Annotated in this window: 15 protein-coding genes; 3 read left to right on the top strand and 12 right to left on the bottom strand. The window is 61.5% G+C overall.

The genetic code is table 11. The features are described 5' to 3' along the window. Position 1: 1 nt before the first annotated feature. Genes NKI66_RS09600 through NKI66_RS09575 form a run of 6 tightly spaced genes read right to left on the bottom strand, consistent with a single transcriptional unit; the run spans position 2 to position 7,011 of the window. Complete coding sequence (locus NKI66_RS09600; protein WP_013532057.1) at positions 2-436, bottom strand: ribulose bisphosphate carboxylase small subunit; 435 nt, start codon at positions 434-436, stop codon at positions 2-4. Positions 437-454: 18 nt separating this feature from the next. Continuing rightward, on the bottom strand, positions 455-1,948 hold the full coding sequence (locus NKI66_RS09595; protein ID WP_023810401.1) for a ribulose-bisphosphate carboxylase large subunit: 1,494 nt from the start codon (positions 1,946-1,948) through the stop codon (positions 455-457). Between the two features lie 21 nt (positions 1,949-1,969). Next, positions 1,970-3,049: a class II fructose-bisphosphate aldolase gene (gene fba / locus NKI66_RS09590; protein WP_023810402.1), complete on the bottom strand. Its 1,080-nt coding sequence runs from the start codon at positions 3,047-3,049 to the stop codon at positions 1,970-1,972. Between the two features lie 11 nt (positions 3,050-3,060). Next, positions 3,061-5,073: a transketolase gene (gene tkt / locus NKI66_RS09585; RefSeq protein WP_023810403.1), complete on the bottom strand. Its 2,013-nt coding sequence runs from the start codon at positions 5,071-5,073 to the stop codon at positions 3,061-3,063. A gap of 10 nt (positions 5,074-5,083) precedes the next feature. After that, positions 5,084-5,956, bottom strand: a complete 873-nt coding sequence (locus tag NKI66_RS09580; RefSeq protein WP_023810404.1) for a phosphoribulokinase — start codon at positions 5,954-5,956, stop codon at positions 5,084-5,086. An 8-nt stretch (positions 5,957-5,964) separates the two neighbouring features. Continuing rightward, the gene (locus tag NKI66_RS09575; RefSeq protein WP_023810405.1) at positions 5,965-7,011 is read right to left on the bottom strand and encodes a class 1 fructose-bisphosphatase; all 1,047 of its coding nucleotides are present in this window, start codon (positions 7,009-7,011) and stop codon (positions 5,965-5,967) included. A gap of 124 nt (positions 7,012-7,135) precedes the next feature. On the opposite strand from NKI66_RS09575, the gene NKI66_RS09570 reads away from it, so the two are divergent. Continuing rightward, positions 7,136-8,074, top strand: a complete 939-nt coding sequence (locus NKI66_RS09570; protein ID WP_023810406.1) for a LysR family transcriptional regulator — start codon at positions 7,136-7,138, stop codon at positions 8,072-8,074. Between the two features lie 201 nt (positions 8,075-8,275). Then, positions 8,276-8,476, top strand: coding sequence for a hypothetical protein (locus NKI66_RS09565; protein WP_023810407.1), 201 nt, complete (start codon positions 8,276-8,278; stop codon positions 8,474-8,476). A gap of 15 nt (positions 8,477-8,491) precedes the next feature. Here the strand turns inward: NKI66_RS09565 and NKI66_RS09560 are convergent, their stop codons facing one another. The 6 genes from NKI66_RS09560 to NKI66_RS09535 are packed head-to-tail and all read right to left on the bottom strand — an operon-like array spanning position 8,492 to position 13,532. Beyond that, the gene (locus NKI66_RS09560) at positions 8,492-9,121 is read right to left on the bottom strand and encodes a hypothetical protein (RefSeq protein WP_023810408.1); all 630 of its coding nucleotides are present in this window, start codon (positions 9,119-9,121) and stop codon (positions 8,492-8,494) included. Beyond that, positions 9,121-9,957, bottom strand: a complete 837-nt coding sequence (locus NKI66_RS09555; protein ID WP_050592673.1) for a lanthanide ABC transporter permease protein PedC — start codon at positions 9,955-9,957, stop codon at positions 9,121-9,123. Before NKI66_RS09555 ends, NKI66_RS09560 begins: the two co-directional genes overlap by 1 nt. 35 nt (positions 9,958-9,992) lie before the next feature. Next, positions 9,993-10,781, bottom strand: coding sequence for a lanthanide ABC transporter ATP-binding protein PedB/LutE (locus tag NKI66_RS09550; RefSeq protein WP_352751515.1), 789 nt, complete (start codon positions 10,779-10,781; stop codon positions 9,993-9,995). A 55-nt stretch (positions 10,782-10,836) separates the two neighbouring features. Next, positions 10,837-11,280 carry a hypothetical protein gene (locus NKI66_RS09545; RefSeq protein WP_023810411.1) on the bottom strand — a complete coding sequence of 148 codons (444 nt, stop codon included), beginning with the start codon at positions 11,278-11,280 and terminating at the stop codon, positions 10,837-10,839. A gap of 29 nt (positions 11,281-11,309) precedes the next feature. Continuing rightward, positions 11,310-12,281, bottom strand: a complete 972-nt coding sequence (locus tag NKI66_RS09540) for a YVTN family beta-propeller repeat protein (RefSeq protein ID WP_023810412.1) — start codon at positions 12,279-12,281, stop codon at positions 11,310-11,312. Positions 12,282-12,302: 21 nt separating this feature from the next. Further along, the gene (locus NKI66_RS09535; RefSeq protein WP_352751513.1) at positions 12,303-13,532 is read right to left on the bottom strand and encodes a lanthanide ABC transporter ABC transporter substrate-binding protein PedA1; all 1,230 of its coding nucleotides are present in this window, start codon (positions 13,530-13,532) and stop codon (positions 12,303-12,305) included. A gap of 250 nt (positions 13,533-13,782) precedes the next feature. On the opposite strand from NKI66_RS09535, the gene NKI66_RS09530 reads away from it, so the two are divergent. Next, complete coding sequence (locus NKI66_RS09530; protein ID WP_023810414.1) at positions 13,783-15,612, top strand: (5-formylfuran-3-yl)methyl phosphate synthase; 1,830 nt, start codon at positions 13,783-13,785, stop codon at positions 15,610-15,612. Position 15,613: the final 1 nt, after the last annotated feature.

Genomic DNA, 15,613 nt, shown 5'->3' with positions numbered 1-15,613 from the left:
GCTAGCTCCGCTCGCCCTCGGGCCTGTCGGTCGCATAAGGCACGATCGAATAACCCTGGCTGCGGCCGTCGCGCTCCTGGCGCAGCAGCCGGAACCCGGGTTCGCTGGGCGGCCGGTTGACAATGAACGACATGCGCGGCGCTTCCCAGCCCTTGGTCGAATCGAAGGCGGTTACCCGCACATACATGTTCGGACAGGCTTTCCGGCAAGCATTGACCTCGAGCAGTATGCCCGCCGGATCTTTCAAATCGAACATCGGGTTGCCGTACATTTCCCAGTAGGTGTTTCGCGGATGCGGATCGTCCGTGTACTCGACGCTGACCGCCCAATGGTTCTTCAGCGCGTATTTGATCTGCGCCGAAATCTGCTCATCGGTCAGGTCTGGCAGGAACGAGAACTGTCCCTGCGTGACCTTGTTTCCCGGATTGGTCATCATGACGATGGTTCCTTTCGTCTAGAAGCTGGGCGTTGCGGTTGGCACGAAGTCGGCCGTGTCGGTCGATTCGTAGTTGAAGGTGACGTCCTTCCAGGTCTCCAGGGCAGCCTTCAGCGGCGTGCACCATCTGGCCGCCTGTTCGAGGATCTTGGTCCCTTCGCGCAAATAATCGCGCCCCTCGTTGCGGGCCAGGATCATCGCTTCCAGGGCGACGCGATTGGCCGTCGCGCCTGCCTGGATGCCGTCCGGATGGCCGATTGTGCCGCCGCCGAACTGCAGGATGACGTCCTCGCCGAGATAGTGGATCAACTGATGCATCTGGCCGGCATGGATGCCGCCCGAGGCGACGGGCATCACCTTGTTGAGCGAGGCCCATTCTTGATCGAAGAACAGCCCGGTTTCGAGGTTCTGCGGCGTGCGCTCCTCACGCAGCGTGTCATAAAATCCCTTGATCATGAGCGGGTCGCCTTCCAGCTTGCCGACCACCGTGCCGGCATGGATGTGGTCGACGCCGGCCATGCGCATCCATTTGCAGATGACGCGGAAATTCATGCCGTGGTTCTTCTGGCGCGAATAGGTCGAGTTGCCGGCACGGTGCAGGTGCAGGATCATGTCGTTGCGGCGCGCCCACTTGGCCATCGACTGGATCGCCGTGTAGCCGATGACGAGGTCGATCATGACGATGCAGGAACCAAGCTGCTTGGCGAATTCGGCGCGCTCGTACATCTCCTCCATCGTGCCGGCGGTGACGTTAAGATAATGGCCTTTGACCTCGCCGGTGGCGGCCGACGCCTTGTTCACGGCCTCCATGCAGTAGAGGAAGCGGTCGCGCCAGTGCATGAAGGGCTGCGAGTTGATGTTCTCGTCGTCCTTGACGAAGTCGAGGCCGCCCTTCAGCGCTTCGTAAACGACGCGCCCATAATTGCGGCCCGAGAGGCCGAGCTTCGGCTTCGTCGTAGCGCCGAGCAGCGGCCGGCCGAACTTGTCGAGCCGCTCACGCTCCACCACGATGCCTGTCGCCGGCCCCTGGAAGGTTTTGAGGTACGCGACCGGGATACGCATGTCTTCCAGCCGCAGCGCCTTGACTGCCTTGAAGCCGAACACATTGCCGATGATCGATGCGGTCAAATTGGCGATCGAGCCCGGCTCGAACAGGTCGAGGTCGTAGGCGATGTAGGCGAAGTACTGTTGCTCGGTCTTGGTTCCGGGACCGGTGTTCGGCACCGGCTCGGATCTGAACGCCTTGGCGCGGTAGAGCTCGCAAGCGGTCAGCCGGTCGGTCCACACCACGGTCCACGTCGCGGTGGAGGATTCGCCGGCGATGGCGGCCGCCGCCTCCTCGTGGTCGACACCGGGTTGCGGCGTGATCCGGAACATGGCGATCAGATCGGTTTCCTTGGGCCTGTAGTCAGGCTCCCAATAGCCCATCTTCTTGTAGGGGATGACCCCTGACTTGTAGCGTTCCTTGCCTTCCTTGAGCGTCCCCACTGGCAGTATGTCGATCTTGTTCATGACAGGTCTCCTGTTTGTTGCTCAGGCGGCTTTCGCGGTTGCGATATGGGGGTCGAGTTTTCCCGCGGCGTAACGTTTCGCCATCTCGTCCATGGCGATGACCTTGATCTTCGAGGCGTTGGACGCCGTACCGAAGCGCTCGAAGCGGTCCCGGCAAAGGTCGCGCAAGGCATCCATGGCGGGTTTCAGGAATTTGCGGGGATCGAACTCGCGCGGGTCTTCCGTCGCGACGCGGCGGAACTGCCCGGCCATGGCCATGCGGCAATCGGTGTCGATGTTGACCTTGCGCACGCCGTAGCGGATGCCGCGCTCGATCTCCTCGACCGGAACGCCAAAGGTCTGGGGCATCTCGCCGCCGTATCTGTTGATGATGTCCTGCAGCTCCTGCGGCACCGAGGAAGAGCCGTGCATGACCAGATGCGTGTTGGGCAGCTTCTCGTGGATCGCCTCGATCACCTGCATGGCCAGGATGTCGCCGTCCGGCTTGCGGGTGAATTTGTAGGCGCCGTGCGAGGTGCCGCAGGCAATCGCCAGCGCGTCGACCTGGGTTGCAGTCACAAAATCGACCGCCTGATCTGGATCGGTCAAGAGTTGGTCGTGAGAGAGCGCGCCCTCGGCGCCGTGGCCATCCTCCGCCTCGCTTTGGCCGGTTTCCAGCGAGCCGAGCACGCCCAGTTCGCCTTCGACGGAAGCGCCGACCCAATGCGCCATGCGTGCGACGCGTTCGGTTATGGCGACGTTGTAGTCGTAGCTTGCCGGCGTCTTGGCGTCCGCCATCAAGGATCCGTCCATCATCACCGAGGTGAAGCCGTGGCGGATCGCGGAAAGGCAGGTGGCCTCGCTGTTGCCGTGGTCTTGATGGATGCATAGCGGGATGGCCGGGTGGATTTCGGTCAGCGCCTCCATCATCTTGGCCAGCATGATGTCGTTGGCATAGGACCGGGCGCCACGTGAAGCCTGGATGATGACTGGCGCGTCGCAGGCCTTGGCCGCCTCCATGATGGCGAGGCCCTGTTCCATGTTGTTGATGTTGAATGCCGGAACGCCGTAGCCGTGCTCGGCGGCATGGTCGAGAAGCTGGCGAAGGGTGATGCGAGCCATTGTGAATCCTCCTAGATGATGAGCTTCAGCGCCGCTGCAGCAACCGCTTCGGACGTTATGTTGAAATGCCGGTAGAGGTCGGGGGCAGGGGCGCTGGCGCCGAAGCCGGTCATGCCGACGAAAGCGCCGGTCTCGCCGATCCAGCGGTCCCAGCCCAGCCGGGCTGCCGCTTCGACCGCGACGCGCGGCGCCGAGCCGAGGACGGCCTTGCGGGTGGCGCTTTCCTGCTCCTCGAAAAGCTCCCAGCACGGCATCGACACGACGGCGGCGGCGACGCCATGCTCGGTCTCCAGCCTTTCGGCGGCAGCAACCGCGATCTCGACCTCCGAGCCGGTGGCGATCAGGGTGACGGCGCGGTGCTTTGCCGGCTCGCGCAGGATGTAAGCGCCCTGGCAGGAGCGGTTCTCGTCGCTGTGCGACCGACGCAGCATCGGCAGGTTCTGGCGCGACAGCACCAGGACGCTAGGCCGATCCTTGCTCTTTAGCGCGAGTTCCCAGCACTCCGCCGTTTCGATGACATCCGCCGGGCGGAAGACGTTGAGATTAGGCGTGGCACGCAGCATCGCAAGGTGCTCGACCGGCTGGTGCGTCGGGCCGTCCTCGCCGAGGCCGATGGAATCGTGTGTCATCACATAGATGACGCGCTGGCCCATGAGCGCCGAGAGCCGCATCGCGCCGCGCGCATAATCGGCGAAGCACAGGAACGTACCGCCATAGGGCACGAAACCGCCATGCAGCGCGATGCCGTTCATGGCGGCCGCCATGCCGTGTTCACGAATGCCGTAGTGAATGTAGCGGCCGGCATAATCACCCGGCGCAATGCGGTTCATGCCCTTGGTGATCGTCAGATTTGAATGCGTCAGATCGGCCGAGCCGCCGACGGTCAATTCCGTTGCGCCGTTGATGACCTCGAGCGCCATTTCGGAGGCTTTTCGCGTCGCCACCTTGGTTGCCTTCTCGACATGTTCGCGACGAAAGGCGTCGAGCGCTTTGAAGACGGTGTCGGGCAGTTCGGCGGCGACGGCGCTCTCGAAAGCCTCGCGCCGCGGCGAGGCGGCAAGCCGCTGCTCCCAGGCGCGCCGCATCGCTTCGCCGCGACCGGCAATCTCGCGCCAGGCGAAAAGGATATCATCCGGCACATCGAACGGCGCGTGGGCCCAGCCGATGTTTTCGCGTGTCGCGGCGATCTCTGCTTCACCCAGCGGTGCGCCGTGCGTCTTCTCCGAACCGCCGAGATTGGGGGCACCCATGCCGATCACTGTGCGGCAGGCAATCAGCGATGGCCGATCCGACCGCCGCGCCGACTCGATTGCCGCGGCGACTGCCTCCATGTCGTGGCCGGCGACGCTTTGGACATCCCAGCCGGCGGCCTTGAAGCGCGCCGGCTGGTCCATCGACGTGGAGAGGGAGGTCGGCCCGTCAATGGAAATCGCATTGTCGTCCCAGAAGACGATCAGGCGGGAAAGCTTCAGGTGACCAGCGAGGTCTATCGCCTCGTGACTGATGCCCTCCTGAAGGCAGCCGTCGCCCGCAATCACATAGGTATGATGATCGACCAGATCGGTACCGTAGCGGGCGGCAAGCATACGTTCCGCCAGCGCCATGCCGACCGCCGTGGAAATGCCCTGTCCCAGCGGTCCGGTGGTGGTCTCCACGCCAAGCGCATGGCCGTATTCCGGATGCCCGGCGGTGCGGCTGCCCAACTGCCGAAATCGCTGCAATTCCTCGACCTGCATGTCCTCATAGCCGAGCAAATGATGCAGCGCGTATTGCAGCATCGAGCCGTGGCCGGCTGAAAGCACAAAACGGTCACGGTCGGGCCAGTCCGGCCTCGACGGATCGATGTTGATGAAGCGGTTGAACAGCACCGTTGCGACATCGGCCATGCCCATCGGCATGCCTGGGTGACCCGAATTCGCCTTTTGGACGCTGTCCATCGCCAGCGCGCGAATGGCGTTCGCCATGTCGCGCTCCGAGACGGGAGCGGTTGTGGTGACGGGCTTCAGTGCTGTTTGGCTGGTCATTGCATCCTCCTCACGACACACGGCTCTTGCGTTCAGTCAATTGCAGGATGAGCGGCGTCAGGATCAGCTGCATGGCAAGATCGAGCTTGTTGCCTGGCACCACTATGGAATTTGGCCGCGACATGAACGAGTCGTGGATCATCGACAGCAGATACGGAAAATCGATGCCGCGCGGATTGGCGAAGCGGATAACCAGCATCGATTCGTCCGGCGTCGGGATCCAGCGCGCGATGAACGGGTTGGACGTGTCGACGATCGGCACGCGCTGGAAGTTGATGGCGGTCTGCGAGAATTGCGGGACAATGTAGCGGACATAGTCGGGCATCCGGCGCAGGATCACGTCCATCACCGCCTCGGTGGAATAGCCGCGTGTCGAACGGTCGCGATGGATCTTCTGGATCCATTCGAGATTGATGACCGGCACGACGCCGATCTTGAGATCCGCATGCTTGGCCAAATCGATCGTGTCGGTGACGACACAGCCGTGCAGCCCCTCGTAGAAGAGCAGGTCGCTGGGAGCGAATTCGCGCCATTCGGTAAAGGTTCCCGGTGGCGTGCCGTGCTGCTTTTCCTCTTCCTCATCATGAATGTAGGTGCGGGTCTTGCCGGTTCCGCGGCGGCCATATTCCGTGAACACCTCTTCGAGAATTCCGAGTTCGTTGGCCGCGGCATTGAAATGGGTGAAGTTCGGGTTGCCGGCCTTTTCCTCCTCGGCCACCTTTCCCTTCATCGCCGCGCGGTCGTAGCGGTGGAATGCGTCGCCTTCGATGAAAGCGGCCTCGATGTTCTCGCGCCGGAAAATCAGATCGAAGATGCGCTTAACCGAGGTCGTGCCCGCGCCCGACGACCCGGTGATGGTGATGATGGGGTGCTTGGCTGACATGGTGCTGCTCAGGCTCTGAACAGGCCGCGGCGGCTGAACAGCGGCGCACGCTCACCGATGTTGCTCGGCTCTGTGTGGTAGCGGGTGATGCGCGCGACTTCCCGCGCCGACCCGAAGATCATCGGCACGCGCTGATGCAGGCTCTCGGGTTCGATTTCCAGGATTCGGTTGATCGCATCGGTGGCGGCACCACCAGCCTGTTCTATGAGATAGGCGATCGGGTTGGCCTCGTAGACGAGGCGCAGCCGTCCCTGACCATAGCCCTTGCGCCGATCGCCGGGGTAGAGAAAGACGCCGCCGCGCATCAATATTCGGTAACAGTCTGCAACCAGAGAGGCGATCCAGCGCATGTTGAAATCCTTCTCGCGCGGTCCTTCGGTGCCCTCCAGGCAGTCGTCGACATAGAGCCGCACGGCCTCGTCCCAGTGCCGGTAGTTGGCGGCGTTGATGGCGAACTCCTGAGTGCGTTGCGGAATGATCCGGCTTTCATAGGCCTGGACGAAGGTGCCGAGCCTTGTCGAGAAGACGAAGACATGCGTGCCGCTGCCGAGCGACAGGACGAGTGCCAGCTGCGGCCCATAGATGAAGAAACCGGCGCCTAGCTGGTTCACGCCCGCCTGCAGGAAAGAGGCGGCCGGATCAGCGTCCGGCGCGCCAGTTGCGGTCAGGAGCGAGAAGATCGTTCCGATCGACACGTTGGTGTCGATGTTGGAAGAGCCGTCGAGCGGGTCGATCGCAATGGCGAGTGGCGCTTGCCTGTCGAGCAGGACTGGCTGCTCCAGTTCCTCGGAGGCGTAAAGCGCGACTGGTGCGCGGCGCATGGCGTCGAGGAAGATGTCGTCGGAGAAGACGTCGAGATCCTTCTGGACGTCGCCATCGGCATTGGCGCCACGGGTTTCCGCAAAGGCGGCGCCGAGCACCCCTTGATTGATGGTGTTGCGGACCTTGATGGCGGCCTGTGTCAACTGACGGACGGTCGTCACAACTGCCGAGCGGAATTCGTCAGGCTGGCCGAGATAGGAGTTCAGAAAAGCGTCGAGCGTTGCCGCTGGCATCGTAACCTCCCGGTCCGGCCGCATCTCCTCGGAGCGGCTGGACTGGAGGAATGGAAACAAACGTGGAGAGATAAGTAAAATTCAATAACTTTACTTAGCCAGTAAAAATAATTTAGTATGCGGCATGAGGAACCTCACGATCAAGCATTTCAAGACCGTCCAGGCAATCATCAAGTGCGGAAAAATTGTCAGCGCAGCCAAGATGTTAGGCCTGTCTCCTCCAGCGCTGACAATCCAGTTGCGGCAAGTGGAGGAAGAATTCCAGCTGGCTCTGTTCGACCGAACGTCGGACGGCATGCGTCCCACTGCCGCAGGTCGGGCTTTCGTCGAGACAGCACAGGTTATCGAGGAGCATCTCGGTTTGCTCGAAGACAAGATGGATGCCATCAAGGGCGTACGCACCGGCAGCTTGAGGCTCGGCGTCGTTTCCACCGCCAAATATTTCGCGCCGCGGCTGATGGCTGCGTTCATGAAGGACCATCCCGACATCGACATGCGGCTTGCCATCGGAAACCGTGCCCAGACGATCGAAAACCTCCGAAACCACGACATCGATATCGCGCTGATGGGGCGCCCGGCGAAAGAGGTTCCGGTGCGTGCTTCGGTCTTCGGCGATCACCCGCTGGTCATCATCGCGCCGCCCGACCATCCGTTGGTCGCGGCGCGCGATATCTCCAAGGAGCGCATCGCCGAGGAGCATTTCCTTATTCGCGAGCCCGGCTCCGGAACCCGCATCTCGTTGGAAATATTCCTGAGCGACGTGCCTGGGCGCATCGACGACCTCGGTGTCGAGATGGCCTCGAACGAAACGATCAAGCAGGCGGTGATGGCTGGTCTGGGCATCGCCTTCATCTCTGCCCACACCATCGCTGCGGAAACCGAAGCAGGCCGGCTCGTCATCCTCGACGTTGTCGGCATGCCGATCCGCCGGCAATGGTTCTCGGTGATGCGGACCGATCACGCAATCTCGCCGGCCATGGCCACGTTCAACGATTTCCTGATGCGCAAGGGCGCGATGTATCTGCCCCTTTTCGGAAAGCTGTATCCAGACAAGGCGGGATGACATTTTACGAACGCAACGGATGAAAGTCCGGTGGAGAACGCCCGCGATCGTTGGTGTTATATAAGCGATATGTTATGTTGCAGTGCGAAAGAGCGGGGGCCACGTCCTTTCACATCCGTAAGCGATCCGTATGTGCAACCCCTGCAGACTGTTCGGAAATCTCCCGGGTAGGGTTCGGGAATTCGATGGGGAAAAGGGGTAATGCTTTACACCCTCGTTATGATGGTCTGCCTGACGGATGTACCGCGGACCTGCGAACAACGCGAACAAATGGTAGACGGTCTGGCGATGAATCCCGGGACTGCCTTCATGCAGGCGCAGCCGCTGGTGGCTCGGTGGATCGAGACGCATCCCGGTTATTTCGTGCAGCGCTGGCGTGTGCTGCCTGGCAGGGGGTCATGAGGCAGGCGCCAAGGTCTATTTCTTCACGACGAGCGTTTCCGAGACGGTCTTCGACAACTGGTAAAGCCGCTGCTCGATTATCGTGGGCACATCGCAGACATAAGTCAGCGACTGGACCCGTTCGGTGAAAATTCGCGTCGCGAAATTCAGCTGGTCGGTTCGCCGTTCGACTTCGTCCGGATCCGCATCGGCCTTGGCGCGCAGCGCGTCGACTTCGGATGCTTCCTTGCGCAACTGTGCCGCCATTTCGAGCTGTTTGTGCGCATAGCGGGAGATGCCGGAGATCACGTGCGAACGCTCGGCGTCCATATGGTCGAACATTCCCTGCACCAGCATCGTCATTTTTGGTGCGACCTGCTCGGCCGACAGGGAAGTCGCGAAATCCTTGATCTCTTTCTGGGCTTCGGCAATCGGCGTCCGCCGGGCCGCCACCGCCTCGACAAGCGCCGACACACGGGCATCCTTCGCCCAATCTTTCGCGGTCGCAGGAAGCTCCGGCCCATTCCAGATCTGGCCAAGCGAGAGCTGTGGCACCTTACGCTGCATGCAGGGCCAGTCGGGATCGGTGTTTGCCGCGCCGGCGCTCCCCATCGAGGCAAGCGTGGCGACCAGAACCAGAGTGTGAGCAAGCCTCATTCGCGCCATCAGGCGTTTCCTCCCATGTCCTGTTTGCGGATCAACAAACCGCGCGAAGGATCGTATGCGATGATGGCGCCGCCCAGAAACAGCAGCGTGCAGCCGGCGACGACGCCCAGCGACAGCCATTCGATCTGTCCGTAGAAGGCAAAGCGGATCAGTTCGACGGCATAGGTGAACGGGTTGCAGAGGCAGATCTTGTAGAGCAGCGGGCTCGCCTCCTGGATGCGCCACAAGGGATAGAGCGCCGGAGACGCGAAATAGCCGGGAAAGATGACGAAGTTCATGATGCCGGCGAAGTTTTCGAGCTGCTTGATCAGCGAAGACAAGAGCATACCGAGCGCGCAAAGCATCATGCCCGACAGGAACAGTGCCGGCAGCACGTAGAGGTAGCCGAGTGGCGGCGCCTTGACGCCCCACAACCAGGCAACGATCAGGAACGCGTAGACCTGCACGATCGATACGGCCACACCGGCCAGCATCTTCGACACCAGCAGGAACCAGCGCGGAAACGGGCTGACCAGCAGGATGCGCATGTTGCCCATCTCGCGGTCGTAGACCATCGACAGCGAAGACTGCATGCCGGAAAACAGCAGGATCATGCCGCAAAGGCCCGGTGTGATATAGACCTCGTAGAGCACATAGGTCTTGTAGGGCGGGATGATCGACACGCCGAGCACCTGGCGAAAGCCGGCGGCGAAGATGAACAGCCAGACGAGCGGCCGGACCAGCGAGGAAATGAAGCGTTCGCGCTGGTGCAGGAAGCGCAGGCACTCGCGCAGGACGACGCCTTTCAGGCAAATGAGATAGTGGCGCAGGCCGAATGGCTCAGACCGCACCGGCATGATGCCGGCGACCTTTCCAGGCATCGCAGGAGCGCTCATGGCGACGTCTCCGCCATGCCCGCCGCATCGACGCGGCTGAGCTTCGAAAAGGTTTCGCGAATCGAATTTCCACCGTTCGCACGGGTCACATCCGACACCTTGCCGCTCGCGACCAGATCACCCCGCCGCAGTATGACAACATGGTCGGCGTCTTCGACTTCGTCGATCAGATGCGTGGCCCAGAGCACGCCGATGCCCTCTGCCTGGACGAGCTTGCGGATGGTGGCGAGGATGCCCGCGCGGGATTCGATGTCGAGGCCGACGGTCGCCTCGTCAAGCAGGAGCAGGGAAGGTCGGTGAAGCAGCGCCCTGGCGATTTCGATGCGTCGCATCTGACCGCCGGAGAGGCTGCGTGCCTTGTCGTGCTGGCGGCCCTGCATGTCGACCGTTTCAAGCAGCGCGGCAATGCGCTGGCGAGCTTCGCGTCCGCCAATGCCATGCAGCGAGGCGTGGTAGGAGAGATTCTGGTAGACGCTGAGGTCGAGGTCGAGCGTGCGTGCCTGGAACACGATGCCGACCCGTCTGAGTGCTTCGCCGGACGCGCGGCGAATGTCATGGCCGAAGATGCGGATCGATCCGTGACGCGTGTCGTAGAGGTGGCTTATCAGTGAGAACAGCGTTGTCTTGCCGGCCCCGTTGAGGCCGAGCAGAACGGTGAAAGTCGCCGGCGCGATCGAGAAGGAGACGTCGTTGAGCGCCCGCTTCTGGCCATAGGAATGGCTGACGGCACCGACATCGAGCGCCGCCACCTCGTCTCCCGGTCCGCTTGTCCTCATATGCTGCATGCCGGGTCGCTCCTTCAGGACGCGTTGGCTATATGGCGCCCTGATCGCCTTTGTCTCACTTGATCGTAATCTTGCCCTTCAGTCCCTTGTCGGCGAGGTCGGGAACCGACCAGGTGTATTCGCCCGGGCGAACGGTATGGAACTGCACCTGGATCGTTCCCGCATCGTCGAATTCCAGCCAGGCCGGTCCGCCGTCCATATGCACTTCCAAATCGTTGATGACGATCTGGTCCATCCAGACATTGCGGAAGAGGTCGGTCACGAACTTGTATTCGAAACCGCCCTTGGAGGTGATCTTCCAGCGATAGCCCTGGCCGGCGATCAGCTCGAAGTCCTTCTGATTGACGGCATAGGTGGAATCGGCCGAACCGATAATCAATTCCGGCAGGTTCTTGCTGGCACGCGACGGTTTTGGTGTTGCGTCGTCGGCGCTTGCTCCGATCGGAGCAAGGACAAATCCGGCGAGTGCGGCGAAGAAAAACCTGCGGCAAAGTTTCATGTCTTGAGCCTCCCGATGATCAATGTCTGCTATTTGGGCGAAATGACCACACCCCAGGGCTGCTGGCCCACGGTGAGCGATTGGACCGGCTCGTCGGTGGCCGTGTCGATGAAGGTGATATCGTTGGAATTGCCATTAGTGGTGATTAGCGTTTTCTGGTCGGGCGTGAAGGCCAGATGCCAGACGCGCTGGCCGACGAGGATGTATTTCTCCACCTCGTAGGTATCGGTATTGATCACCGCGACATGGTTCGCCGGGCCGAGCGCGACATAGGCTTTCTTGCCATCGGCACTGATGGCGATGCCTACCGGCTGGATGGTTTCGGCCCGCAGTCCCTGAATCGCGAACTGGATCTTCTTCACCACTTCGCGTTTGGCGTTGTCGATGACGCTGACGGTGCCGCCAACCTCGGCGCTGACCCAGACCTGCGTGCCGTCGGGCTTGAAGTCGGCGAAGCGCGGGCGCGTGTCGACCAGCACGTTGTCGGTCACCTCATGCGTGCCGGTGTCGATGAAATGCGCCATGCTGGTGGTTTCCGAGGTGTTGACCATGGTCTTGCCATCGGGGCTGACACCCATGCCTTCCGGTTCCACGCCGACCGGAATCTCGGCCAGGACTTGCTTGCTTTCGACGTCGATGGCGGTGACGAGATTATCGTCCTCATTGGCGACATAAAGCGTCTTGCCGTCCGGCGAGAGCACGAACAATTCGGGATCGGGGCCGGATGGCAGCGTACCGACGATTTCAAGCGTCGCGGTATCGATGATCTGGACCGTATCGTCATCGCTGGCGCATAGGTAGACGAATTTGCCGTCATGCGAGATGGTGATGCCGCGAGGTCTCTGGCCGACTTCAACTGTCTTCACCACCTGCATCGTCGCCGTGTCGACGACGGTCATCGTGTTGTCCTTCTCGTTGGAAACGTAGGCCGTATAGGCCGATGCCGGACTGGCCGTCAGGCCGGCCGCGAGAATGGCGAATGCGCAAGCTCGTTTCTGCACGCAAATTCCTCCCGATTGACTCTACTTGAGAGCGCATTTCGTTTCCGGCTGATCGACACCGAGCGTGTCGAGTTCGGAGACCTGGTGAAGATAGCCCTCTTGTGGCGATGTCGAGACGACGGACTTGGTGTCGCCAAGCAGGATCGGCTGGCGAAGCTGGAGGTTCCATTTGCGGAAGGTCAGCTTCTGCCCCTTGAAAGCAGCAACCGAAAAATCGTCAGAGCGCATGTAGTCGCTGATCTTTTTCGCATCGTCGCCCTTGGTGCGCGTGGTGGCCTCGCCGACGGCACGCACCGCCGTCCAGGCCGACATGTCCTTGGAGAGCATCCGCCGGCTCGTCGTCTTCAGGAAGCGGCTCTGCATCTGGATGCCGCCCCATTGTTCGCTGGCGGGATGCCACGACGATGCAACCAGACCGGCCGTGCCGGCGACCAGCCGCGGCGTCCAGGTGCGATAGGGCACGTAGGTCCCGAAAACCTCGCTTTCGTCGGCGACAAGCACCACGTCATGCTCCGGGAGATCTTGCGTGAACACGGAAATCTGCTGCTGTATCTGCGTGGCGCCGGTGTCGGTGCGCCTGGCTGTGCCGGTATCCTTGAATTCCTTCTCGGCGACGATCTGGCCGCCGAAGCGGGTTGCCGCGCGGCGCAACGCATCGGCGTAGAGATGATCCTGCTTATGCGATCCATAGAGCAGCACCCAATTCGGCCACTTCTTCACCATGAGATACTGCGCCAGCGCATCGGCCAGCATGCTGCGCGTCGGCGCGATATGGAAAACGTTGATGCGGCAGTCCTCCTCGCGAAGGCTGTCGTCGGTGGCGCCGACGTTGAAGATCAGCACGCCTTTTTCGCGGGCGATGTCGGCGATCGACAGCAATTGTTTGGCTGAAAGATCGGCGACCACATAGCGGTCGCCCTTGGCGATCATGTCCTCGAACGCCCGAACCGCGTCGCCTTCGGGTTTGATCTCGGTCACGTCCAGGCTGAATTTCTGGTTGGTGAACTTTCCCGTCGTGTTGTTGTCGCCGATCGCCACCTCGGCGCCGGCGACACCTTCGTCGCGCGGCGGCAGGTCGAGCATGGAAAGCGTCAATTGCGGCGCGTAGGCGCGCAAATAGCCTATCTTGATTTCAGTTGTCTTTTTTTCCGGCTTCGCCACCGTTTCCTGGCCTGTCGCATCGGAAACGTTGACGGTCAGGGAAAAAAAGCACAAAAAGGCAGCGAGAGTGCCTGGCACCGCGCTCGTCATCGATAGTAATTACCCATTCTTGCGCAAAGGTTCGACTGTTGCCGGACCCGCGCCAAGTCAAGGTGCCCATGATCAACTTAGCCGACCCGCAAAATTTATCAAACCCTATCGGACGACTTTTCGCGCCTGCCAGAACGGTGCGGAAAGTCGCCAGCGTCGATTCGCGTGGCAACACCGACGAGACGTGGCGCAGGGGCATCGACCGCCTTTATAAAAACGTCTTGTCCTCCAAACTGGAGAAACTGTTCAAATGACCAGAATGCTGGCAAGCGTCACCGGCATCGAAGAGGCGGAGATCGCTCTTTCTGGAGGTGTCGATATCGTCGACCTGAAGGACCCGAAGGCGGGAGCCCTGGGCGCGGTGTCCACGGAAACCATGCGCCGAACCATTTCGTTCATCGCTGGTCGGGCTCCGGTCAGCGCGGTCTGCGGCGACCTGCCGATGGAGCCCGAAACGATCCGCATCAAGGCCGAAGAGATCGCGGCGACCGGCGTCGACTATGTGAAGATCGGATTTTTCCCTTCGGCAAATATCTCTGCCTGCGTAGAAGCGCTCGAACCGCTCGCTGCACGAACGAAGCTGATTGCCGTGCTGTTTGCCGATCTGGCGCCGGAGTTCGAGCTTCTGCCGATGTTCGCCAGGCATCGCTTCCATGGCGTGATGGTCGATACCGCGCAAAAGGGGAAGGGCCGGCTGCTCGATCATCTGCCGCCGGAGCGTATTCCGGGATTCGTCGATCGCACGAAATCGCTCGGTCTGATGGCAGGCCTGAGTGGATCGTTGGAAGCTCCGGATATTCCGCGCCTATTGCCTTTCGCTCCGGATTTTCTCGGCTTTCGGGGGGCGCTGTGTGGCCATTCCGGTCGCACGAGTTCGATCAGCGCCGAGGCGGTCTCGCAGATTCGAGAGTTGATCCCGACGGAATCCGGGACCGGCGGTCAATTGAGTATCGACTATCGCCTGTTGGCGGCGAGAGGCTATTCGCCGGACACCGACCCGACACTGGGCACGGACAGGACTTTTGTGCGGGATTTTGTTCTGCCGGTCCAGATCGGCGCCTACAGCTTCGAGCATGGCCATACTCAAAAAGTGCGCTTTGATGTGACCGCCGACGTGCTGCAAATCACCGACCATCCCGAGGACATGCGCCATGTATTCTCTTATGACATCATCATGGACGGCATTCGCACCATCGTCGCGCGAGGCCATATCCAGCTCAGCGAGGCTTTGGCCGAGCAGGTGGCAGCGCACGTCCTGGAGAACCAGCGGGTCGTGCGCGTTACGGTAAGGGTGGAAAAGCTCGAGCTCGGTCCTGGTGGTGTCGGCGTCGAGATCGAACGCAAGCGCCAATCGGCGGGACGCGGCGCTGCCTCCGGCACCGCTGGCCGAGAAGACCGAAGCGTTGTCTTCCGGCCGCGCCAGGAACGCCCCGAAATGCTCCGACGGGCCATCGTCAAGCTTGGCGGCAGCACGGCCCACGCGGCGGAGATGAAGAGCTGGATCGCAGCGCTGGCGGGTTCCCGGCTGCCGATCGTCATCGTGCCCGGCGGCGGGCTCTTTGCCGATCATGTGCGTGAGACGCAGACACGCATGGATTTTTCCGACACCGCCGCACATGCCATGGCGATCCTGGCCATGGAACAGTTCGGCCATGTCATCCTCGACCGGGACGAAAGGCTGACGCCGGCACGGTCGCTGGATGAGATCGGGCGAGCGTTGGAGGCGGGGAAGGTTCCGGTGTGGCTGCCGTCGTCACTGGCACTGCCGGCGCTGGATGTTCCGGCCTCCTGGGACATTACCTCCGATTCTCTGGCCGCCTGGCTTGCCGGTAAGCTTGGCGCAAACGCGCTGTTGCTTATCAAGCAGACCGGTGCATTCTTCGACAGCGATACCGCTGACAGCCTGAGGACCCGAGGCATTGTCGACCCAGGCTTTGCCGCCATGCTGCCTGACGGCGTCGATTTCCATCTCGCCGGTCCGAAGGATGCTGCCGAGGCCGGCGCGATGCTCGTGTTGGGCAAGCTGCCCGGCATCAGGATCGTGGCTTCTACAGGGTCGTCGGCAAAGAAGGCGGGATAGC

Origin of the sequence: Mesorhizobium sp. M0518, from assembly GCF_040321125.1 — a bacterium.
Taxonomy (GTDB): domain Bacteria; phylum Pseudomonadota; class Alphaproteobacteria; order Rhizobiales; family Rhizobiaceae; genus Mesorhizobium.
Note: the sequence above shows the minus strand (reverse complement) of the source record. Positions and strands in the feature narration are given on the sequence as shown.